Source organism: Enterococcus sp. DIV1096b (assembly GCF_050498765.1).
Taxonomy (GTDB): domain Bacteria; phylum Bacillota; class Bacilli; order Lactobacillales; family Enterococcaceae; genus Enterococcus_D; species Enterococcus_D entomosocium.
Genome location: NZ_JBMHEK010000001.1, coordinates 1,419,370 through 1,443,200 on the forward strand (window position 1 = coordinate 1,419,370; position 23,831 = coordinate 1,443,200).

A 23,831-nucleotide genomic window follows, 5' to 3' on the forward strand; every position below is an offset into this window, starting at 1 on the left:
TGATTTATCAGTGTTTTGCCGAGGAAAAGGAAATATGGAAAAATAAAAAGGAGTGTATTTTGAAAATGAAGAAGTTTTTTAAAATAACGATGTTATCAACAGTAGCCCTAGCTTTGGCGGCCTGTGGACAAGGAGGCTCTGATGCAACTGAACAATCAGGCAACGCTGCTTCTGATAATGAACAAATCCAGGTCAAGGCTACGTTTTATCCGATGTATGATTTTACTCGTCAAGTTGTAGGGGATGAAGGGGAGGTTGAATTATTGATGCCCGCGGGCACTGATTCCCACGATTATGAACCTTCTGCAAAAGATATGGCAAAGATCCAAGATGCGGATGTTTTCGTCTACAACAATGAGAACATGGAAATGTGGGTTCCTTCGATTGAAGCCACGTTAAATGACGGGGATGTGACAGTGGTTAAAGCCACAGAAGGAATGGTCCTGTTACCCGGTGACGATGACCACGACCACGATCACGATCATGACCACGGCGATGATGGTCATTCTCATGAATTAGATCCCCATGTCTGGTTAGCCCCAAGCTTAGCCATGAAACAAGTAGAGGCTATCCGTGACCAGCTGAGTGAGGCTTATCCAGCGAAAGCGACAGCCTTTGCTGAAAATGCTGCAAATTATTTAGCACAGTTACAAGATCTTCATGAATCGTATGAAGAAGCATTTAGCAATCCGGCGCAAAATCATTTTGTAACGCAGCACGCCGCTTTTGGTTATTTAGCTTTAGAATACGGATTGACCCAAGTTCCGATCTCCGGTCTTTCACCAAGTGAAGAGCCTTCCGCTTCACGGATCGCAGAACTAAAAGAGTTCGTTCAAGAAACAGGCATTCAGACGATCTATTTTGAAGAAAATGCCAAAGACAGCATTGCCCGGACGTTAGCGTCAGAAGCAGGAGTCGAACTGGCTGTTTTGAATCCATTAGAAGGCTTGACCCAAGAGCAGATGGATAACGGGGAAGACTACATTTCAATTATGGAGCAAAACCGCGATGCCTTGAGAAAAACCACCGATGTAGCAAATGACAAAGAAATGGCTGAAGCCGAAAAAGAAAAAACAGTTTATAACGGCTACTTTGAGGATGCCGATGTACAAGACCGTCCTTTATCTGACTGGGCAGGAGACTGGCAATCCGTTTACCCATTTTTACAAGACGGAACATTGGATCAAGTGTTTGATTATAAAGCAAAAATGGACAAGAAAATGACAGCTGACGAATACAAAGAGTATTATACGACAGGGTATCAAACGGATGTTGCTCAGATCAAGATCACAGACAATACAATGACATTTATTTTTGATGATGGTACAGAGAAAGAAGCTAAGTATGTGTATACTGGCAAAGAGGTTTTGAACTACTCAGCTGGTAATCGTGGCGTACGCTTCTTATTTGAAAGCACCGATGAAGATGCGGCGTTCAAATATATCCAATTTAGCGACCATATGATCGCACCAGGTGCTTCACATCATTTCCATATCTACTTTGGCAACGAGAGTCATGAAGCGTTACTAGAGGAAATGGAGCATTGGCCGACCTATTACCCAACGGGGATGAGCGGATTAGAAATTGCACAGGAAATGCTCTCCCATTAAAAAAAAGATTGACAATCTTCGCTCTTTTCGTCAAAGTAAACTTGATAGGAAGGAGCGAGATTTTTTTGGAAAAAACATTGAAGAAATTAGCGAAAGTGATTGACCGGATGATGGATCACGTTGATTTGTATGGCGGACCCAGTGTGGTTAGTGACGACGATCTTGAGCATTACTTAGATCCTGTTTTTTACTTGATCTTTTGCGCGGAAACAGATGGCGGCATGACCAAACTAAAAGACAAAGTCTTTGTTGAATGGGTATATACTGAAATGCTGCCTCAAGAAGTACCGTACAGTCTAAATTTTCTTCCGTTTGCCAAAACAGCCATTGAAGACTTTTATTACTGCATGTATAAAGAAAAGCATATTACCAAATCGCAATACCTAGAAATTGCCTTTGTATTGGCTGAAAAACAACCTATCTTTTTCGCTCGGATGTCCAAACCACAGTTTTGGTCAGCTGAAAAGAAAGAAGCGATGTTAGCAATGATTAAAGACACCGATCCCGAAGAACATGATCTATTGCCCGTTGATGACCCACGGATTGCTGCAATCTCGCCAAAAATCGTCCCATTTCCAACAAAGCATACGGCCTTTGATGACGCAGCAGATACGCCGGTCGCCTATCAGGTCCGTATTGATTTAGAAGGATACCGTCCGCCAATTTGGCGTCGTTTGATTATTCCTGCAGGGCTGACCTATGAACAGCTACATATTTTGATCCAGATTGCCTTTGAGTGGATGAATCAACATTTGTATTTGTTTATTGCCGGCTCGAAATCGATCGGCTTAGGCAATTCCGTTCCAACGGATGCGTCCGCTATTGACCAAGATTTTCAGTATTGTAAGTCCATGACCTATATTTATGATATGGGGGCAGATTGGACACATAAGATCAAGATTGAAAAAGTGTTGACAGCAGAGGATCATCCGAATCCGGTCGTCCCGGTTTGTATCAAAGCTGTGGGCGATGTCCCGATCGAAGATGCCTTTGATGATGATATCCGTGAACCACTGGATCGTGAGATCATCAATGAAGTTTTACTCGATTATTGGGAAACAGGAGAATATGTTTAACTAGTAGTTCGGAAATTGTCCGTAATTTTACAAGAATCAAACAGCACAACCACCAGACCGTAACGGTTCTGGTGGTTTTTTAATGGTTTCCTATCAAAGGCGCTTCTTGATATACTCTGTCATCGGTTTGGTGTAGCACGAGAAGTCTGTTGGTTGCGCATGTACCTCATTGATCCGATTTGCTAGAAGATAACCGGTGTAAGGTCCCGTCGTTAAACCGGAAGAACCTAGCCCGCTGGCGGCGAACAAATTCGTTTCATCAGGCACTTCCCCAAAGAAAGGCGCAAAATCAGAGGTGTAAGCGCGTGTGCCGACTCGCATAGTCATTGGGGCAGCAAAGAGTGCTTCGGGGTCTTCAAGGAAAGCACCGATTCCTGTCATCAATTGCTGTTGGGCTGCTTCAGTAGGTGTCAAATCCCAACCAGCATCATTTTCATGAGTAGCGCCTAATAAAATTTGACCATTAGAGAAGGGAATCAAGTCGCCTTCGCCTTCTAACATGGCGACCGGCCAACTGTTTGTCGGCAGGTTGGTGGCAAAAGAGAGCAACTGGCCTTTTTGCGGACGGATATCAACCTGATACCCTAAAGGTGATAACAAGTCTAGCAATCCCGGTCCAGCTGTCAGGCAAAGAATCTCGGTTTCAAGAAAGTGATCCTTGGTTTTGATTTGCCAATGGTTGTCGGTTCTGACGATCTCAGCTTTTTCTTCAATAAAAGTCACTTGCTGCTGCTGAGCGTTTGCTTTTAAGTGGGCAAGATAAGCCTGACCATCTAAGCGGCCACCGCCTGTGATTCGTAAAGAGGGCATTTCTTTTAGTAATGGCAATACCTCTTTGGTTTGTGAGCCCGTCAGTAAGTCGATTTCGCCGATTCCTGGTGCCGCCTTACGTCGATTTTCAGCTAATTCTGCCAGTTCTTGAAGCGCCTTTTCGGGTCGCACTACCAAAGTGCCACATGGGGCATAGATGGATTCATCTAAAGCAAAATCCCGTACCAATTTCGGGAAGAAAGCGGCTCCGTCTTGTGCTAACTGGTACCATTTTTTATTGCGGCGTTTGGATAGCCAAGGGGAAATGATACCAGCGCTGGCAGATGTTGCTTGACCGATGAGGGAATCAATGACAGTCACGTCAAATTTGGTTTTATCAAGATAATTGGCGAGGGTCAAACCGATGATCCCACCGCCGATAATCATAACTTTTTTCATAGTAGAAGACTCCTTTGTTTGTTTTCATTGAAAAGCGAATAAAAAGCGAAAGTTCTCTTAATGCCGTTTTCTTTGCGTACTTAATTGCGTATAATAAGGAAATGGAAAAGAGGGTATTATGCAAACTATTCAAACAGTCTTAAAAGAACATTTTGGCTATTCACAGTTTCGTGAAGGTCAAGAAACGATTATTCAATCTATTTTAACACAACAAAATGTTTTGGGAATCATGCCCACAGGTGGAGGGAAATCCATTTGTTATCAATTGCCAGCGCTCTTGCTGGATGGAGTGACCTTGGTCATCTCCCCTTTGATTTCATTAATGAAAGACCAAGTAGATAGCCTCGTTGATATGGGGATCCCAGCAGCGTATATCAATTCTTCCTTGACAGGAGCACAGATCAATCAACGCTTGCAAGAAGCACGCCAAGGGCGAATCAAACTGCTGTATGTTTCGCCAGAACGCTTAGACTCAGAATCTTTCCGCTACTCATTGCGGCAGATGCCGATCGCTTTATTGGCCGTTGATGAAGCCCACTGTATTTCCCAATGGGGACATGATTTTCGCCCGAGCTATCTGCGACTCGCCGAAACGATCGAAAACTGGGAGCAGAAGCCATCGATCGTTGCCCTTACCGCGACAGCTACACCCAAAGTTGCCGAAGACATCGAAAACTTACTTTCAATTCCGGCAGAAAATCAAGTCAAAACCGGGTTTGCTCGGGAAAATTTGGCTTTTCAAGTCGTCAAGGATCAAAAAGATACCTACATCACAACGTATTTGAAAATGAACCAAGGACAATCAGGTATCATTTACGCCAGTACCCGCAAGGAAGTGGAACGGATCTATCACCTGTTGAAACATGAACGCGTGTCCGTCGGGTATTACCATGGCGGACTTTCAGAAGAAGAGCGCTCATTTTTCCAAGAAGAATTTCTTTATGACCGCCTGCAAGTGATGGTAGCGACCAATGCATTCGGGATGGGAATCAACAAAAGCAATGTCCGTTTCGTGATCCATGCCCAGATACCTGGAAATCTGGAGTCTTATTATCAGGAAGCCGGGCGTGCCGGGCGAGACGGCGAACCCAGTGATGCGATCTTACTTTATGCTCCACAAGACATGCAGATTCAGCAATTCTTTATCGATCAATCCGAATCAGATATTCTTTATCGCCAAAACGAATACTTGAAATTGCGGGAGATGAGCCAATACGGACATACCCAACTGTGCTTACAGCGCTATATTTTGCGTTATTTTGGAGAAGATGGCCCCGATTGCGGTCGTTGCAGCAATTGCCTTGATGAAAGAGAACAAGTGGATATCACAGTGGATACACAAAAAGTGTTGTCATGTGTGAAACGAATGGGCGAACGCTTCGGGAAAGCCTTGGTGGGGAAAGTGCTAACGGGCTCTGGCGACCAAAAAGTCAAACAGTGGGGCTTTGAAAAGTTACCAACTTATGGATTAATGAAAGATTGGTCTCAAAAGGAAGTCAATCAGCTGATCGATTATTTAACAGCATCAGGGTATCTTTTGCCGTCAGAAGGGCAATACCCTTTGTTAAGTGTGACCAATGCGGGGATTGATGTGTTGCTTGGAAAAGCAAAAGTTTATAGAAAACAAACCAAAGTCAAACAGTTAGTGGTTGATGATGAACTGTTCGATCAACTGCGCACCTTACGATTGAATCTCGCACAAGAACAAAATTTGCCGCCATATGTCGTTTTTTCTGATAAAACACTGCGAGAATTGGCGGAAGTTCAGCCAAAAACGCCGATCGATTTTTTACAGATCAAAGGGGTTGGCCAAAACAAATTGGATAAGTATGGCGATGCCTTTTTAGCATTGCTTTCTGAATACGAAAAGACGGAAAGTGACTAAAATAGACCATTTTCTCTACGATAAGACAAAAAAACAGCAGGAAGGGACGAAAAATCAGTGATTACGATTCGACCGGCAATAGCTGCAGATCAAGCGTTTTGGTTTTCTTTGGATACTCACTTACCAAAGGAAGTCTTCGCCAAAAAGATAATGGAAAAAACTGCTTATGTGATAGTTGCAGACGAACAGCCAGTAGGGTTACTGCGCTACAATTTTTTCTGGGACACGATTCCTTTTTGTACCATGTTAGTGATCGCAGAGGCGCATCAAGGCAAGGGACTTGGAAAACGGTTGGTTACTTATTGGGAACAACAGCAAAAAGCAGCCGGCCATGCTCTTTGTTTGACTTCCACGCAAGTCGACGAGCAGGCACAGCATTTCTATCGCAACCTTGGTTACCAAGATGCCGGTGGGTTACTTTTGACAAGTCCTGGATTTGAACAGCCGATGGAATTATTTCTTATCAAACAGTTGTGATGTTTTTGCTAGCTTGTGGTACATTGATAGGAGAATGAGAAAATAGGAGCGTTTACTATGTCTTTTTTTGGAAAAATCGATTTCAATGAGTTATCAGAGACCGATCGTGCGATTTATCATTATATGTCGAGCCAAAGTGATAAGATTCCCTATATGCGGGTCCGTGAGATCGCGCTTGAATCCCACACCTCAGCTTCTTCTGTTATGCGCTTTATCCGTAAATTAGGGTATGAGAGCTTTACAGAATTTCGTACCCAGTTCAAAGCACCTGAGTTAGATGCTGTCAGTTTTTTTAGCAGTATGACCGTTTTGGATCCGGAACGCTTCCCGCGAGACATCGAAGGAAAAATCCGGCGAATCGCTGAACGAATGCTGGAATGTGAGAATATTATTTTTTATGGCATCGGTGCGTCAGGTTCAATGTGTGAATATGCTGCCCGCCGTTTTGCCACGATCGGATTTAACAGTTATGCTTTGGTGGATAATACCTATCCAATCTTTGCGAAGCTGAAGCATACGTCAGACAATATGATCGTGGTCCTTTCAATCACCGGAACGACCACCGAGATCATTGAAGTGGTCAATGGCTTTCGTAATAATCCTGACTTCACCACTGTAGCAATCACCAGTGACGCCAACAGCACACTGGGGCGAATGTCCGATTATGTCTTAGACTATTCAGTTGATGTGAAACGCATCAACAAGTATGAAGATTTGACGACGCAAATTCCTTGCCTTTTCTTAGTCGAAGCGTTGTCGGAGACGGTTCGTCAGTTTTCTTTGTCCGCAGGGGAATAAGCTACATTTTTCCTTAAATAAATGAAAAAAACAAACAGGTTTAATGGATCAAGAGACTTTTCTTTTGATGACTTTTGGACCTGTTTGTTTTTTTGCATTTTAGCAAGCTAATTACGGTTCAGTCTTGTTGATAGAAAATGAGAGGGACGCCTGACATGAAGCGTCGATTCAAGGTGTCGAGGATTAAAGGAATAACGTAATCTATGATCATTGAGCTTTTTGTTGTATAAAAGGGAGATGGCAAGTTTCTAAAATAGTTGCAACAATAACATATGAATGAAACGTATGTTTTTTTTAACTTCATGCAGGATATTCATCGATCGAGGAATATCGTGAATTTTATTCTAAGTAGAACATCGATATAATTAGTATGACATGTTTGAAAACCATGGTTTTTGAGATATCAAGTACGACTAGGATCAAGATAGAATGAATTCCATATAAACAGTACTATTTAGGCTTTTGTAAAGAGATTGGCTTTAATAAAATAACACGTCTCAAAAACGATCGTTTTCGAAATGAACAACTCACAAGGAGGAGGGAGAATGGATATCAACGGTGCATCTATTAGAGGAAGTGCTTTGAAAGTATGTTTGGTCTTATTGTTCGCTTTCGGATTTACAAGAACGAGTTTTGGCGAGGAGAGACGTTCAACGGAAACGGAGGGGACAGTGGGGTTTACCGGGATTTATGAGCCTTTGGATCAACCAGAACCATCTCCACCAACCGGTCCTGTTCCGCGTCCACCGCAAGACACGGGTAAACCCGGCGGGCAGCTGCCCCAGACAAACTTCATTCAACGGTTGGATTGGGTGATTCTTGGAAGTCTCTTGCTGATCACCGCACTTAACATATACGTAGTAAAACAACTTATCAAAAAAGGGAAATCAACATTCCCTAAGTGGGGCTAGATCCCATGGGGAAAATAAGAGAAATGACATTTAGGAGTGAATGCGATGAACTCATTTTTTCGCAAAAAAAATAAGTGGTTGCTGGTTCTACTTGCCTTACTCCCACTGATTACAACATTAACAATCATGAATGCCGAGACGATTTTTTCGTGGACACCAGAGGAAGAACACGAGGAGAAGGCCGACGATGAAGTGAGTGGAGAAATCTCCTTTGCGGAGGAACTGATCCAAGGCGAGGTCGAGCACGTAATAGATTTTATTTTCTACTCAGAAGTTGCCCTCGAAACGGTGGACATCGCGTTGCCTCAGGAAATAATCATTGATCAGGAAGCTTTGAACGATGAACTGACGGTGGTAGCAACAGACCACGAAGGTGTGTGGCAGCTGAACAGCGAGACCCCACAAACGACTTTTGTCTTACCGATTCTTGTGGATACGATCGGAGAATATGAGATCATCGTTGCCGAGACTGCTACGCAGCGCCTGCTGATCTTAGATCATACGGATGCCGAAGACACTGATTCGACGGAAGAAGAGAATGACTCTGCGGAAGCAGATCAAGCAGATGAGGCTGCGGATGAAGTAGGAATAGAGGCAGAAGTAGATGATAGAAGTGATCCTACAGCTAAAATTCGAATTGAGCGAGCAGATTTCTTAGATCATTTTGATTTGCAAGGACACCCTATCGATGCTACTTATAACGAGCAAACAGGAGAAGTGCTGTTAACGCCCAATCTATCAAATCACGTTGGTAATGTTACTTTAAAAGAAAGGCTCAGTTTGGATCGTCCATTTACGCTAAAAGGCAAAGCAAATATCGGAACGAGATTAGACGGAGCCGATGGCATTGCTTTTGGCTTTCACAATTCGGCTACAGATGAAGTCGGGTATCCAGGAAATGCGTTTGGTATTGGCGGTTTGATCGATGGCTTTGGGTTTAAATTGGACAATAATTATAATAATTCACCTAGTATTTTTGATGAATTCACGAATCGATTTGAGGTGATTAGAGATCCAATATCTGTTGGCGGTGCGCCATTCGCTGGATTCATCTATCATACAGGTCCGCGAACGATGGCGACCTACACGGGCAATGATGCATTACCGCAAAGAGCTGGAAATCGCTTGGGACATGATTTGGATGTACTTATTCAATATCAGCCGGATGAAGATGGGAGATGGTTTCAAGTCGATTATGACAATCGGACATGGCGTAGAGATATTAGTGATTGGCAACCTGAGGATGTTTCTGCGATGGCTTTTCTTATTACTGGAAGTACAGGTGCAAGGAGTGATCGCCATACCTTTACTTTTGATTGGATGGAATATCACATTGGTACCGGAACCGTCCATGTGGATTATCGAGATCGAGAGACAGGGGAGGATATTCTACCAACTGAAACATTAGAACTACCATTACGTTTCCTTCATACCCTTGACCCCAAGAACCGAGAGAGCGATGAACCCTATCAGTTAGGGTATGACTATTACGGGGTTGAGTATGTCACAGAACACTTTGACCCAGGTACATTTGCTATTATGCCGCAGCCTTTCCATCAGAATGTTACTTTTTTATTTGATCGCGTGCCATCGAACATCAAGATCAATCACATAGATGAAGAAGGGGTAGCATTGAGGGAACCAACCTATCAAGGAGAATTCGTAAATGAATCGGTTGATATCTTGCCTTTGACAATTCCTTATTATCAATATCTTTACGAGCGGGACGGTCAGCCGCTGGAAACAAGAGTCACCCGAGATGAACAAGAATACTGGCTGGTTTATGGTTTGGAAAGTACTCCGCAACCAGTAGACCCTCTTGATCCGGATACGCAAGTAAATCCTGAGAATCCGCCTGAGATTGATGCAGAACAAGGGTTTGTCAGCTTGGATTTTGTTTCCCAATTCCAGTTTGGGACAGTTGGCATTCGGTCAGAAACGACGACCTACGATGCCCTGCCGCAGAAACTGCTTCAGCCGGCTGATCCAAATGATAATCTACGCCCTAATTATGTGCAGGTTTCAGATCGGAGGCGGGAAAATTCCGGTTGGACCCTCCGTGCAACCTTACGAGAGCCTTTTGAAAGTGATGAAGGGCATCAACTGACTGGTGCTAGAATTTTATTAGACAATATCGATGTAGTAACGACTCGAGAAAACGTGTCTGAGCCACCTACTCATAAAAAGCAAGCAGCACTGACTGTTGGAAATGCGGAGATAATCGCACAAGCAGGTGCCAACCAAGGCAGAGGCACTTGGGTCCAGCGCTTTGGCGATCGAGAAACAATGGATCAAAGTGTCAAACTTGAGGTGCCAATTAGTGCGACTCCTCAAGCCACGAGATATTCAGCAACCATTCTTTGGGAACTTTCATTTGTTCCTTAACAATAAACAAAAAGAAGCTGCAGCGAATTGCAGCTTCTTTTTGTTAGCATCGGAGAAGACACAATGTCGGATGTACCAGGGGATTTGGTGTTATCCATTATTTATGGTACACCTTGTACCATGATGAAGATTTTTCCTTTTTGCCATGAGTTGCACCAAAGTATGAAGACCGTCTTTTTTTGAAAACGTTTTTAATTATACTGAATGAAAGGAATCGGCAACATGTTGCTTCTGCTAAGAAGGAGCAAATGCCGCAAGTTCGATAAGCAAAAGAATAGAGCCTAATGATTGGAGAGAATAATAGTGGAAACCGTAAAACTAAAAGAACTGATTGACCAAATGACTGTAGCTGAAAAAGTGGGCCAGTTGGTCCAATTGACACCAGATTTTTTTGCGCAAGGAGGAGAAATCACCGGTCCGATGCAACAATGGCACATGAGTGAAGACCAATTATTTTCGATTGGTTCTGTGTTGGGCACTCATACTGCGGAACAAGTGTATGCCATCCAAACGTCTTATCTTGAGAAAAGTCGCTTAAAGATTCCTCTTGTTTTTATGGCAGATGTTATCCATGGGTATGAAACGATTTTCCCAATTCCACTGGCCTTAGCATCTTCCTTTGATGCGCAGTTAGTGGAAGAGGTTGCTAAAGCTTCAGCAAAAGAAGCGGCAGAAGCTGGTGTCCATGTCACGTTTTCACCGATGGCGGATCATGTTAAAGACGCGCGCTGGGGGAGGGTCTTGGAAAGTAATGGGGAAGATCCGACCTTATCTGCGGTGTTGACGGCTGCTTATGTACGAGGGTATCAAGGAACTGCTTCCCTTGCAGAAAATAAACAGCGAATTGCTGCTTGTGTCAAACACTTTATCGGCTATGGCGCTGCAGAAGGCGGCCGGGATTACCATACTGTCGATTTGTCTGATCTGGAGCTCTACCAAAATTATCTGCCCGCGTTTCAGGCGGCGATTGAAGCTGGTGCAGAATTGGTCATGACTTCTTTTAATACGATCCATGGTGTGCCGGCCACAGCCAATCAACCATTGTTGCAGGAAGTATTGCGAGAAAAGCTTGGGTTTGATGGCTTGATCATCTCAGATTGGGCAGCGGTGGCGGAATTGATGGCGCATCGTGTAGCTGCTGATCGAAAGGAAGCCGCACAGAAAGCTTTTACTGCAGGTGTCGAAATGGATATGATGAGTGATTGCTATTTGAACGCACTAGAGCAAATCATTCAGGCAGATCCTGCTATGAAAGAGCAGTTGAATAAGGCGGTTTTTCATGTGCTACATTTAAAGAACAAGCTAGGCCTTTTTGAAGACCCTTATAGAGGGTTAGCACCGGAAAACTTAACGCCTAGACTCCTAAAGGAAACCCGTCTTCTTTCAAGAGAAGCAGCAAAGCAAACAACGGTTCTTCTGAAAAACCAGGCACTGTTGCCTTTGCAGAAAAAACAAAAGGTCGCGCTGATCGGTCCCAAAGCAGATTCAAAGGATCTTTTGGGGGCTTGGTCGTGGATCGGCAAACCAGAGGCTGCGGTCTCCTTAGCGGAAGGTCTTTCTCAAAAAGAAATTGACTTAACTGTCTTACCGTACCCTGATGGGGAAATGTTGACGAGCGCCTTTCTTGATGAGGCGTGTAAAGTCGCTAAAGGAGCTGAGGTCGTTTTATTGGCTCTGGGGGAAACCAGCGAGGAAGCGGGAGAAGCGGCAAGTCTGACCAAACTTTCTTTATCAAGAAAGCAAGAAGCATTGATTGAAGCAGTAAGTCAGGTCAATCCTAGGATCGCAACGATTCTTTTCTGTGGCAGACCACTGGTTTTGACCGCCATCGAGCCTCTTTGTCAAGCAATCATGATTGCCTGGTTCCCTGGATCAGAAGGCGGTAATGCATTGGCAGATTTGTTGATGGGCGAATCTGAACCGCAAGGACGTTTAGCTATGAGTTTTCCAAGGGCAGAAGGACAGTTGCCGTTGACTTATGCTCAACTCTCTACAGGTCGGCCACTGACAGAAGAGAATAGTGATCAAAAATATATTTCGCGCTATATGGATGAAAAAAATGAGCCGTTGTTTTCTTTTGGCTCGGGGATAGGCTATAGTAAATGCACGATTACCCACACCCAAATCATTATTCCTCAGGAAAAGGGTGCGCCGTTTGAGATCAGTTGCACACTGAAAAATGAGGGCGATGTGCCGCATACAACGACATTGCAACTCTATAGCAGAGACGATGTTACGGAAGTAGCACGACCGATGAGGGAATTGAAACAATGGCAAAAAATCCATCTTGCTGCAGCCGAAGAAAGGCAGCATTCATTCTATGTTACACCAGAGGATTTTGCTTATGTTCATTCCGATTTCTCGACAGAAAGTGATCCTGGTACGATTTCCTTATACCTTGGCTTTGCTGCTGCCTCAGCGAAGTTGATTGGTACGCTCACGATTTAAAAGCCTTTCGAGGCTTTTTTTTTCGGGTACAACTTGTACCAAAGTGGCACAGGTTTCAAGGTGCTGGTACATGCGCCAATTAGTCCTAGAACCATTGTGGGTGAAAACGTTTTTATATATAGTTGGTTTATCGGATGGCCAACCTTAGAGTGGTCGTTGATTTTTTCAGCAAAATAAAAACGTTTTTATTTTTGGGAAGAATCCTTCAGGAGGGGAGAATCATTTGACAAATCGAATCACGATTCGGGAAGTGGCAAAGGAGGCAAACGTGTCGATTGCGACCGTGTCTAAAGCATTAAACGGTGTCGATGTTGTTCGGCCCGCAACGAAAGAACGTGTGATGGCTGCCGCGCAGCGGTTGCATTATGTCCCAAATTTGATGGGCAAACAATTAAAAAACACGAAAACCAAGATGCTTGGTTTTTACACCACCAGCATTAAGGGCCCCTACTTTAGCGTACTAGTTGAAGCCATTGCCAGAGAGGCAGAAAAACATGGGTATGCAGTCAACGTGTTTTTATCTGCAGATAAGCGCGTTGTCCTCAATAGTATTTTAGGTGGTGTTGTTGATGGCATTATTGGATTTGAAGATTTTTTAACGAAGCAGGATTTGGCTGCGATGGAACGAGAACAAATCAAAGCCGTCTTTATCGATCGAAACATTCAAGAGAAGAACTTCGGCAGTGTAGTCTTTGATTCTTTCGAAAAAGGGAAAGCAGCCACCGAGTATCTTTTGTCACTTGGCCACAAAAAAATTGCCTTTATCAGTGGTATTACTGGTGTTTATGATAGTGATGAGCGTTTAAGAGGGTATTTAGAAGCATTAAACGAGGCAGGGGTTTCTAAACGGTCGGACTATCAATTGCAGGGGTTCTTTGAAGAAGAACGAACGAGAGTCCGCGTGCAACAGTTTTTGCTAGAGCAGAAAGATTTACCCACAGCGTTTCTGGCGGGAAATGATCTTAGTGCGATCGGAACGGTCAAGGCGATCCATGAGACCAAGTGGCGGGTGCCGGATGATTTCAGCGTAATTGGCTTTGATGGCATCGATCTCTTGGACTATTTCATGCCTCGGTTGACGACTGTGAAAAATCCAATCCAATTGCAAGGGGTCACGGCAGTAAACCACTTGATCGAAATGATTGAGGAAAATGCATGTGGTGTCTCCTACGTTTTACCAGGAGAATTGAGTATTAAGCAATCGACAAAACAAGTAAATGAATAATGAGGGTGAAGCAATGTTTATTGGAATTGATGTTGGAGGAACGGCTATCAAATATGGTGTGATTTTGAGAACGGGTGAAATTGTGAAGAAAGGACAGATGCCAACCATTCATGAAAAAGAAAAATTTTTGCAATCCGTCACAGCATTGATCGAATCGCTGCAGCAAGACGCAATGATCGAAGGTGTCGGTATTAGCGCACCGGGCATCATCCAAAAAGATGGCACGATGATCACGGCAGGATCAATCAAACCGCTTTATGGAATCAACCTAAAGTTGGAATTAGAGAAACGTGTCAAGCTGCCAGTCCTTGTTGAAAATGATGCCAATGCTGCAGCGATTGCTGAAAAATGGCTTGGGCATGCACAGGCTTGTGAGAACTATCTTTGTCTTGTTGTGGGAACTGGTATTGGTGGCGGGATCATCGTCAACAATCAGCTCTATCGAGGCAGTCATGGCATGGCAGGTGAATTTGGGTGGATGCTGATCGACAGATTGCCTGAACAGGGAAATCTAGAGTCAGTTTCCTTGAATCAACGAGCAGCCATCGTGGGTGGTCTTTGCCATCAGTATCAACTGGCACTTCAGCAACAAGGGCGAAGTGATCTGCCTCAAGATGCAGTCGAGATCTTCCAGAGAGGAGAACAAGGAGAAGTAGTAGCGAACCAAGTGATTGCTCAATTTTTCCAAGATTTATCAGTGGGCTTACTGAATTTGATCAGTACATTTGATCCCGAGCTGATTTTGGTTGGTGGTGGGGTCAGTGAAAATGATGGTTTCATGACAAGGCTTGAAGAGACCATGAGCCAGCTAAAAGCTCGCCATGAAAGTATTGGTTATTTAGAAGGTCGCACGATTGCACCGATTCAACGAGCAAAATTAAAAAATGATGCTGGTATGATTGGTGCGGTCTATCAATTGATGAACCAATAAAGGAAAGCATGTATTTCCTTTGGGTGAAAAAGTAAGCGTTTTAGAAAGGGTGGAAAAATGGAATCAAAAGGTGTCATGCTAAAAGCAACCCCACAGAAAAGGTCATTTTTGCAAAAACTAAAAAGCCAAAGCTTTTATCAAGCGATGGTTTGGCCAGGTATTATCTTGATGATTATTTTTAATTTTATCCCATTGTATGGGATCGTTATCGCGTTTAAAGATTACTCAGTTCTTGATTCGATCGCAAATGCGGAGTGGGTCGGTACTCAATATTTTCAAGAATTTTTTAGTGATTCAATGTTTTGGACGGTGATGAGTAATACATTGGGCATCAGCTTTTTTAAACTACTGATTGGCTTTCCAGCGGCGATTGGTTTAGCGGTATTGATCAATGAAATCGTTCATGTGCGCTTGAAGAAGGTCGTTCAAACGGTGTCTTATTTACCGCACTTTCTTTCTTGGGTCATCTTAGGTGGCATGTTTATTACGTGGTTGTCTGATACCGGTCTGGTCAATAATTTACTGTTAGGTTTTGGGTTGATCGATGAACCGATCCGCTTCTTGACCGATCCCGAAAAATATTGGGCGATTGCAGTCATTTCCGATATTTGGAAAGAAGTTGGCTGGAATACGATTTTATACATCGCTGCTATGACGGGGATCAATCCAGCTCTTTATGAAGCAGCTAGAATGGATGGCGCCACGAAGTTCCAGCAGATCACGCGGATCACGATTCCTTCGATCCGTCATATTATCGCCTTGACATTTGTTTTGTCAGTGGGGGGGTTATTGGGTTCAAACCTCGATCAGACACTCGTCTTACAAAACCCTGTCAATTATCAGTCCAGTGAAGTCATTAATTCATTTGTCTATAAAATGGGGATCCAACAAGGAGACTTCTCCTATGCGACCGCCGTTGGCCTGTTTGTGTCGGTTGTTTCTTTGATCCTTGTAGTAGGAAGTCATCTTTTGACCAAAAAAATCAGTGATGAATCAGTCTTTTAGAGGAGGAAAAGTATGAAACAAACATTTTCAAAAGATGAGAAGATCTTCAATACCGCCAATGTGATTTTCATGGTATTCTTTTTAGCCATCATTGCGTTGCCATTATGGAATATCGTCGCTTTGTCGTTCAATGATGCAACCGATGCCGCAAGAGGGGGGATCTATTTCTGGCCACGGGAATTTTCACTAGAAAGTTACTACACCGTTTTTGAAGATTCTGCGATCTATAAAGCTTTTGTTATCTCAGTTGCAAAAACAGTGATTGGCGTTGTTTTGCATACGGCATTAACGGCGATGGTCGCCTATGGGATGAGTCGCAGAAACTTAATGGGACGGAAAATCTACATGAACATGGGGATTTTAACGATGTTCGTTTCCGGAGGAATGATCCCAACCTTTCTCTTATTCAAAGAATTAGGGTTGTTAAATAATTTTTGGGTTTACATCATTCCTGTCTTATTTTCTTTTTACGATATGGTGATTTTGATGAATTTTTTCCGGAGCATTCCATTTTCGCTGGAAGAATCTGCCATGATGGATGGCGCCAATCCTTTTATTATTTTCGTGAAAATCATTTTGCCATTGTCCCTTCCAGTTTTGGCAACCATTGCATTATTCCACGGCGTCTTTCAGTGGAACGACTACATGACCGCCAATATCTATGTGGATGATCGTAGTTTATATCCTTTACAAATGCTACTATTTCGGATCGTTTCGGAAAATCTATCGCCCGCAGTGGCGACCGGAACCAATGTTGTCAGAAATACAACTTCACAGTCATTGCAATTAGCAACCATGGTGGTAACGACGGTTCCTGTCGTCGTGATCTACCCATTTTTACAAAAGTACTTTATTCAAGGGATGACTCTTGGATCAGTAAAAGAATAGACAAAAGGAGAGAAAAAAATGAAAGCAAGCAAATTATTTTTAGGGATCGGTCTCGTATGTACATCAGTCATGGTATTAGGTGCCTGTGGTAATTCCAGCAGCGAGTCAAAAGGAGCTGCTGAGGTAGAAGATCTGCCAGAAGCTCGCTTTGAAGCAGACAAAGATACACCAAGCTGGCAAAAAGACACCGACCATGAAGCGACCTTAAAATGGTATGTCAATTTTGATTGGTATGCTCAGCCGGGGTGGGGCAAAGACACTGTGACGCGAAAAATCAAAGAAGACATGAATATCAATGTCGAATTTATTTCAGGAAATGACGAGAACCTTAATACGATGCTAGCTGGTGGCGATCTTCCAGATATCATGACCTTCGATAAAAACCTGTCTGCTGCAAATGAAGCGACAAAATTTGCCTTGCCATTGAATCTTTTGGCAGAAAAATATGACCCTTACTTCTTAGAACATGCAGCGAAACCGGAATCTGTTCAATGGTTTACTTTAGAAGATGGCAACATTTATGGATACCCGAGCTTTTCCACGACTGCACAAGATTATGAGGACGGCAATGTAGTGGGAGACCAAGTTTTCATTGTCCGCAAAGATATTTACGAAGCGTTAGGTGAACCCGATATGTCGACGCCAGAAGGATTTTTAGATGCGTTAAAACGGGCAAAAGAAGCATTTCCGACAGCAGATGATGGTGCAGCTCTAGTCCCATTTGCTTCGACTGCACTAGATATTTCCAATGGTGGGGATGGCGCCTATGGTGGTACTTTGCAAGACTTTCTCAGTATCGCACCAAGTGTAGACGGTCAATTCAATGATCGTGACGCTGATGAGGAGTACATCACTTGGATCGAGACATTTAGAAAAGCGTACAATGAGGGATACATCAACAATGACCAGTTTTCAGACAATGACAACACGATGAAGGAAAAACTAGGACAAGGGCGTTATTTTGCTTACCTGCATACGAATACGAAGGGACTCAATGAGTTTATGTCCGATAATAATGCCCGTAATCCTGAGCAAACCTATATTGCCGTCGATGGTCCGAAAAATTCGAATGGCGATGATTCCACTTTTACTGGCGGAAATATTGGTGGATGGACACAAACCTTCATCACGACGTCGACAAAAGAACCCCAAAAAGCCATGGAACTTTTGACGTATTTAGCAAGTGAGTATGGCACGATGGTCACTACCTTTGGTATCGAAGGGGAAACATACAATCTTGTGGATGGCGTGGTTGAGTACTCAGAAGAAACAGAAGCGTTACGAAATTCTGATATTGCTCGCTTTGATAAGGAAATTGGTTTAGGTTCTTATTGGTTTGTTGGCAATGACAATTACGCCATTCAAATGGGACAAAAACCAGCAACATCGATTCGGCAGATGGTGGAATGGTCGCAAGACAAATTGGCGCCGCGTTTTGAGATCGAAGACATTGATCCTCGCACCGGTTCTGAAGCAAGAAACCTCACTTCCATCAACACAGCAAGAGTGCAAGCGTTGGTCAACTTTATTCAAGCAGACTCGGAAGAAGCGGGCCGTCAGATTTGGGAAGACTACCTAAAAGAACGAGAAAACAATGGATGGTCAGCAATCGTTGATTATCGAAATGAGAAAATCGCTGAAAATATTGAAAAATTAAACTAAAGGTGTGTGAGTGTGATGTTTGCTTTAGAGAGTCGTTTTTATCGTCTTTGCGAAATCGTTTTTCGTATGCTGGTATTGAATCTCTTGTTTTTAGTGGTATCGTTTCCGATCATCACGTTTCCAGCCGCTTTGCGAGCAGTGGTCGATGCTTACGAACATCCTGAAGCAAAACTGCTAAAACCCTTTTTGAAAAATAGTAAAAGCGCGTTATTGAAGACTCTGCCACTAGGGGTCTTCAATCTCTTCTCATTTTTATGCGGACTCAGCTTGTGGCGTTCTGCTACTTTGACGAATTCATTGTTTTTCTCTTTTTTGACCATCATTTTTCTTACTTTTTTGTTGTCCTACAACATTAACCTGTATGTGATGCAATCAAAAATGCAAGATCGGCAAAACCTGTTTGACCTTTTTCGTAGTAGTTTTTTCTTTACGATGATGCACTACCATAAAGGGATCGGAATCTTAGTCCTAGCAGCGATCGGCTATTTCTTCACATGGCGATCAGCACCAGGTATCTTCTATCTGTTTTGTCTGTCTGGGCCCTTGTATTTCTATCAAAAAGTGTTGCATCTAAACAGAGTGGATCAATCTTGATTCACTCTTTTTTTGTTGCTTGTAATCGCCACTAGCAAGGAAGTAAACAGGATGAAACACATTCCAATCTTTGAAACGCATTGAATTGAAAACGTTTGCTATTCTATTAGTAACAAATGTTTCCTATAATGAACCTACAAATCAATTACAAAGGAGTTTCCTCAATGAAAGAAAAAGTGATGGATGCGATGCAGAAATTCTCCAAGGCAATGTTTGTGCCCGTCTTGATTTTGCCGATCGCAGGGATATTGATTGCCGTTGGGAATGTGTTTACAAATGTCCGCTTGCTTGAGCAGTTTCCCTTTTTGGATAATCCGATAACCACCGGTTTTGGTAGTATCTTGTCCGCTTCCTTATTACCGATTTTAACCAATTTGGGCATTATTTTTTGTGTCGGGATTGCTCTAGGGTTAGCTAATAAGAAAAAAGCTGAAGCGGGATTTACCGCGTTGTTAGGTTATTTCGTCTTCTTGAATGCCATGAATAAATTCATGGAACTTCGGGGGATGTTGGTTCCAGCCGATGCCCTTCAAGGTTCAGGACAAGCGATCGTTTTAGGAATCCAAGTGTTGGATATGGGTGTCTTTCTGGGGATCATTTTAGGGATCGTCGTAGCATTGATCCATAATCGTTTTATCGATACGACCTTTAACAACGCCTTTCAAGTTTATGGCGGCGCGCGCTTCGTCTTTATTGTCTTGATTCCGGTCGTCGTGTTATTAGCCATCGTTTTCACGTTTATATGGCCAGTAATACAAACTGGCATCGACGGTTTAGGCGGCATCATTCAACAAACGGGCAACTTTGGCATCTTCTTGTACGGTATGTTGGAACGCTTATTGATTCCAACTGGCTTGCATCACTTGATCTACACGCCGTTTTTGTATACCTCATTAGGTGGTGTCGCAGAAGTTGGCGGTCAAGTCTTTGAAGGGGCACGAAACATTTATTTTGCGGAAATTGCTGACCCAGCAGTCCGCGTATTATCGCAAAGTGTCATTTGGGACGCTCGTGGGATCTCAAAAATGTTTGGACTGATCGGTGCCTGTTTGGCGATGTATCAAACGGCAAAACCAGAAAATAAAGTCAAAGTCAAAGCCATTTTGATTCCAGCTGTCGTCACTTCCTTTATTGCAGGTGTGACTGAACCAATCGAATTTTCTTTTATGTTCGTGGCACCTGTTTTGTTCGTCATTCATTCTGCACTTAGCGGCTTGAGCATGGTGGCGTTAAATCTCTTTGGTTCTCGCGCCATCGGACCGAATGGCTTCATCGACTTTCTTTTGTACAACTTGCCCTTAGGGATCGAGAAAACTCGCTGGCCAGTGTACTTGATCGTCGGAGTCGTCTTCTTCTTTCTTTATTACTTCTTGTTCCGCTTTTTGATCACGAAACTGAATTTGAAAACGGTCGGGCGTGAAGAAGATGGGACAGAGACCAAACTGTATTCGAAGAAAGAGTACAAAGAAAAACAACTTGCTGGAGCAGGTGTCGGGGTCATGGCGAGTGACCAAGCCGCCATTAGTCCGACTGGTGAAACAAGTATCTCAGCAATCATCACCAAAGCGCTAGGTGGCGATGACAATATCAAAACCATCGACAACTGCTATACCCGCTTACGTTTAAAACTAAAGGATCCTGAACTCGTGGATGAAGCGCTACTAAAAGACGAAACACAAGCCAAAGGCGTGATCAAAAATGGTGAAAATGTCCATGTCGTTTACGGGTTGACTGTGCCGAAAGTGCGGGAAGAATTAGAAAATTATCTTGGAAGAGAAGGAGAGATTGAATGATGAAAAATTTTTCAGTAGTGATCGCAGGGGGCGGCAGTACCTTTACCCCGGGAATCGTTATGATGCTACTTGACAATCAAGAACGCTTTCCTTTAAGAAAGCTGAAACTATACGACAATGATGAAGCACGCCAAGCGATCCTCGGCGAAGCCCTGGCGATTTTATTAAAAGAACAAGCACCGCAAATCGAATTTTCATTTACGACGGATCCTGAAGAAGCCTTCAGCGATGTCGATTTCTGTATGGCGCATATCCGAGTAGGAAAGTATGATATGCGGGAAAAAGATGAAAAAGTCCCCTTGCGTCATGGCGTCTTTGGTCAAGAAACCTGTGGTCCAGGAGGGATCGCTTATGGGATGCGCAGCATCACTGGTATGCTGGAGATCATTGATTACATGGAAAAGTATTCCCCCGATTGTTGGATGCTGAATTATTCCAATCCGGCTGCAATCGTAGCTGAAGCATGTCGAGTCTTGCGTCCTAAATCAAAAGTTCTGAATATCTGTGACATGCCCGTGGGCACGTTGCGTCGCATGTCGCAAATCATTGGCAAACAGCCAGAGGAGTTAGAAGTTCGCTACTTTGGCTTGAATCATTTTGGCTGGTGGACTAGTGTCAAAGACAAAGAAGGCACGGAGTACATTCAAACCATACGTGACTATGTTGCAGAACATGGCTATTTGACGCAGATCGAAGTGGATACCCAACATACAGACCCAAGTTGGCAAGACACCCACAAAAAAGCCAAAGACCTCTTGGCTCTCACGCCAGAATATCTGCCAAATACGTACTTGAAGTATTATTTATACCCAGATTACGTCTACGAACACATGAAAGAACACCCAGAGTATACGCGTTCCAATGAAGTGATGGAAGGACGGGAAAGACGAGTGTTCGATCATGCCAAAAAGATCACTGCACAAGGATCTGCTGAAGGGATCGCTTTTGAGATTGATGCCCATGCAACCTTTATCGTTGATTTGGCACGCGCCATCGCTTTTAATACGCATGAGCGAATGGTCATGATTGTGGAAAACAACGGCGCGATTGCGAACTTCCCGGATGATGCCATGGTGGAAGTGCCATGTATCGTCGGTTCTGATGGACCAGAAGCCCTCGCTCAAGGAAAAATTCCTGCCTTCCAACAAGCGCTCATGTTCCAACAGGTGACTGTGGAAAAATTAGTGGTCGAAGCATATGTGGAAAAGAGCTATCAAAAAATGTGGCAAGCGTTAAGCCTTTCCAAAACGATTCCTAGCGCAAAAGTAGCCAAAGAGTTACTCGATGATTTGGTCTCGGAAAATGGTGATTACTGGCCAGGATTGTCTTGATTTGTTTCACATTTGCGAAACATTTGCTGATTGGCTAACTGGAAAGAGGAAGATTCTCCGAGAATCTTTCTTTTTTTATTTTTGCTGTGGAAGGATATTTCTCTGAAGAAAATCACCACTAAACGTCTTCTCAACAAAACGATCAGACAGGTATGCTAGAATATGCCACTAACTATGGTAGAATAAAGCTAATTGAATCAGATGAGAGGGAGCAATGCGATGTTTTTAGGGATTGATATCGGCACAACAGCCATAAAATTTGGGGTCATTGAAGATCGGAAAATCATTTACTCACAGTCATTACCAATCAAAACCCATAGCCACGGGTTAAAACAGACCCAATCAGCGACCCAGATCAGTAGCCAATTGATCAGTGGTGTCACAACGATTCCCGCTCAATTAAAAGCGGCAATCACAGTGATCGGGTTCAGTACCGCCATGCACAGTTTGATGCCAGTGGCTGGTGAGACAGCAGAAGAGATTTACATTTGGTCAGACAATCAAGCGAATCAAACGATGACGGCCTTTCGTCAAACGGATCTGGCGGCAACGTTTTATGAAGAGACAGGGACACCGATCCATGCGATGTCTCCCTTTGCGAAACTGGCTTACTTTCAAACAAGTGGTTCATATTCCAAAGAGACGAAATGGTTAGGCTTAAAAGAACTAGCAATGGCGTTGTTTACCGGACAAGCACGGATCGATTATAGTACCGCATCAGCAACCGGTCTTTTTTCTTTGAAAGAAAAGCAATGGAGTCAAAAGATTCTCACCTATTTATCCCTTTCAAAAGCCCAATTAGCGCCTTTATGTGCACCGACTGATCGTTTTTTGATTACCGAGGAGATGGCGCAGCGGTGTGGCTTGAAGCCTGAGGTAGAAGTGATGTGTGGGGCTAGCGATGGGTGTTTGGCAGCATATGCTGGCTATATTTCTACAGGGATCCGCAACAGCTTGACGATCGGGACCAGTGCGGCGGTTCGTAAAGTAAGTGAGACCACCGTCTTTGATGACCAAAAACAAAATTTTTGCTACTATCTGCAAGATGACCTCTATGTCGTAGGGGCACCTTCGAATAATGGTGGCTGTGTCCTTGCTTGGGCAAAAGAGACCTTATCAGAAGATCCTGATGGGTTTTATCATTATCTGCCGCAAGTCATGGAGGAATCACCGATCGGCAGCAACGGTTTACGTTTTTTCCCCTATTTAAATGGCGAGCGGGCACCCTTTTGGACGAATGAAATCACAGGTGGCTTTTCTGGCTTGACCCTGAAACACAATCGCTCAGATATGTTGCGGGCAGTCCTCGAAGGCATGCTGATGAACATCGATTTATTAAAGCAAATGGCGCAGTTGGAAGGAGCAGTCACTGTAAGTGGTGGTTTCTTTCAAACAAAACTATTAGGTCAAATGACCGCGGATGTGTTGGGGCTAACCTGTTATCTTTCCGATGAAAATGAACCGATATTCGGCTTGTATGATTTGTACAAAAGCTCTGTTGTGCGGCAAGATCAGCCAGATGAAAAATTTGTTCCTGATCCGCAGAACCACGCGCTTTATCAAGAACTGGCAAAAACGTATTTTCATGCATAAGCAAAAACCA

Annotated in this window: 18 protein-coding genes; 17 read left to right on the forward strand and 1 reads right to left on the reverse strand. The window is 43.5% G+C overall.

Translation table 11 applies throughout. The features are described 5' to 3' along the window. Nucleotides 1-65 precede the first annotated feature (65 nt). Nucleotides 66-1,610 carry a metal ABC transporter solute-binding protein, Zn/Mn family gene (locus IGJ17_RS06815; protein ID WP_429961170.1) on the forward strand — a complete coding sequence of 515 codons (1,545 nt, stop codon included), beginning with the start codon at nucleotides 66-68 and terminating at the stop codon, nucleotides 1,608-1,610. A 65-nt stretch (nucleotides 1,611-1,675) separates the two neighbouring features. Next, nucleotides 1,676-2,686 carry a plasmid pRiA4b ORF-3 family protein gene (locus tag IGJ17_RS06820; protein WP_008381564.1) on the forward strand — a complete coding sequence of 337 codons (1,011 nt, stop codon included), beginning with the start codon at nucleotides 1,676-1,678 and terminating at the stop codon, nucleotides 2,684-2,686. 93 nt (nucleotides 2,687-2,779) lie between these two features. On the opposite strand, the gene IGJ17_RS06825 is transcribed toward IGJ17_RS06820, so the two are convergent. Next, nucleotides 2,780-3,895: an NAD(P)/FAD-dependent oxidoreductase gene (locus tag IGJ17_RS06825; protein ID WP_429961171.1), complete on the reverse strand. Its 1,116-nt coding sequence runs from the start codon at nucleotides 3,893-3,895 to the stop codon at nucleotides 2,780-2,782. Between the two features lie 118 nt (nucleotides 3,896-4,013). Between IGJ17_RS06825 and recQ the strand changes: the two genes are divergently transcribed. The 15 genes from recQ (at nucleotide 4,014) to IGJ17_RS06900 (ending at nucleotide 23,821) form a co-directional block, all read left to right on the forward strand. After that, on the forward strand, nucleotides 4,014-5,780 hold the full coding sequence (recQ, locus tag IGJ17_RS06830; protein ID WP_429961172.1) for a DNA helicase RecQ: 1,767 nt from the start codon (nucleotides 4,014-4,016) through the stop codon (nucleotides 5,778-5,780). A 57-nt stretch (nucleotides 5,781-5,837) separates the two neighbouring features. Beyond that, nucleotides 5,838-6,257 carry a GNAT family N-acetyltransferase gene (locus tag IGJ17_RS06835; protein ID WP_005236549.1) on the forward strand — a complete coding sequence of 140 codons (420 nt, stop codon included), beginning with the start codon at nucleotides 5,838-5,840 and terminating at the stop codon, nucleotides 6,255-6,257. A gap of 57 nt (nucleotides 6,258-6,314) precedes the next feature. Continuing rightward, nucleotides 6,315-7,055 carry a MurR/RpiR family transcriptional regulator gene (locus IGJ17_RS06840; protein WP_005236546.1) on the forward strand — a complete coding sequence of 247 codons (741 nt, stop codon included), beginning with the start codon at nucleotides 6,315-6,317 and terminating at the stop codon, nucleotides 7,053-7,055. A 545-nt stretch (nucleotides 7,056-7,600) separates the two neighbouring features. After that, entirely contained in the window at nucleotides 7,601-7,966 is a 366-nt protein-coding gene (locus IGJ17_RS06845) for a hypothetical protein (RefSeq protein ID WP_429961173.1), read from the forward strand. Between the two features lie 45 nt (nucleotides 7,967-8,011). Next, nucleotides 8,012-10,351: a WxL domain-containing protein gene (locus tag IGJ17_RS06850; protein ID WP_429961174.1), complete on the forward strand. Its 2,340-nt coding sequence runs from the start codon at nucleotides 8,012-8,014 to the stop codon at nucleotides 10,349-10,351. A gap of 303 nt (nucleotides 10,352-10,654) precedes the next feature. Next, nucleotides 10,655-12,799, forward strand: coding sequence for a glycoside hydrolase family 3 N-terminal domain-containing protein (locus tag IGJ17_RS06855; RefSeq protein WP_086338112.1), 2,145 nt, complete (start codon nucleotides 10,655-10,657; stop codon nucleotides 12,797-12,799). A 223-nt stretch (nucleotides 12,800-13,022) separates the two neighbouring features. Next, complete coding sequence (locus tag IGJ17_RS06860; protein WP_042890402.1) at nucleotides 13,023-14,024, forward strand: LacI family DNA-binding transcriptional regulator; 1,002 nt, start codon at nucleotides 13,023-13,025, stop codon at nucleotides 14,022-14,024. Nucleotides 14,025-14,037: 13 nt separating this feature from the next. Continuing rightward, nucleotides 14,038-14,955, forward strand: a complete 918-nt coding sequence (locus tag IGJ17_RS06865) for an ROK family protein (RefSeq protein ID WP_429961175.1) — start codon at nucleotides 14,038-14,040, stop codon at nucleotides 14,953-14,955. 57 nt (nucleotides 14,956-15,012) lie between these two features. Beyond that, nucleotides 15,013-15,960, forward strand: a complete 948-nt coding sequence (locus IGJ17_RS06870) for an ABC transporter permease (RefSeq protein WP_005236531.1) — start codon at nucleotides 15,013-15,015, stop codon at nucleotides 15,958-15,960. Between the two features lie 12 nt (nucleotides 15,961-15,972). Beyond that, nucleotides 15,973-16,848, forward strand: coding sequence for a carbohydrate ABC transporter permease (locus IGJ17_RS06875; RefSeq protein WP_005236529.1), 876 nt, complete (start codon nucleotides 15,973-15,975; stop codon nucleotides 16,846-16,848). A gap of 18 nt (nucleotides 16,849-16,866) precedes the next feature. Next, nucleotides 16,867-18,510 carry a hypothetical protein gene (locus IGJ17_RS06880; RefSeq protein ID WP_005236527.1) on the forward strand — a complete coding sequence of 548 codons (1,644 nt, stop codon included), beginning with the start codon at nucleotides 16,867-16,869 and terminating at the stop codon, nucleotides 18,508-18,510. A gap of 15 nt (nucleotides 18,511-18,525) precedes the next feature. Then, on the forward strand, nucleotides 18,526-19,104 hold the full coding sequence (locus IGJ17_RS06885; RefSeq protein ID WP_429960065.1) for a hypothetical protein: 579 nt from the start codon (nucleotides 18,526-18,528) through the stop codon (nucleotides 19,102-19,104). A 164-nt stretch (nucleotides 19,105-19,268) separates the two neighbouring features. Then, nucleotides 19,269-20,897, forward strand: coding sequence for a PTS transporter subunit EIIC (locus IGJ17_RS06890; RefSeq protein WP_008381549.1), 1,629 nt, complete (start codon nucleotides 19,269-19,271; stop codon nucleotides 20,895-20,897). Then, nucleotides 20,897-22,228, forward strand: a complete 1,332-nt coding sequence (locus tag IGJ17_RS06895; protein ID WP_086338716.1) for a 6-phospho-alpha-glucosidase — start codon at nucleotides 20,897-20,899, stop codon at nucleotides 22,226-22,228. The genes IGJ17_RS06890 and IGJ17_RS06895 overlap by 1 nt, the downstream gene beginning before the upstream one ends. 219 nt (nucleotides 22,229-22,447) lie before the next feature. Further along, nucleotides 22,448-23,821 (forward strand): gluconokinase, encoded by a 1,374-nt coding sequence (locus tag IGJ17_RS06900; RefSeq protein ID WP_429961176.1) that lies wholly within the window; start codon nucleotides 22,448-22,450, stop codon nucleotides 23,819-23,821. Nucleotides 23,822-23,831: the final 10 nt, after the last annotated feature.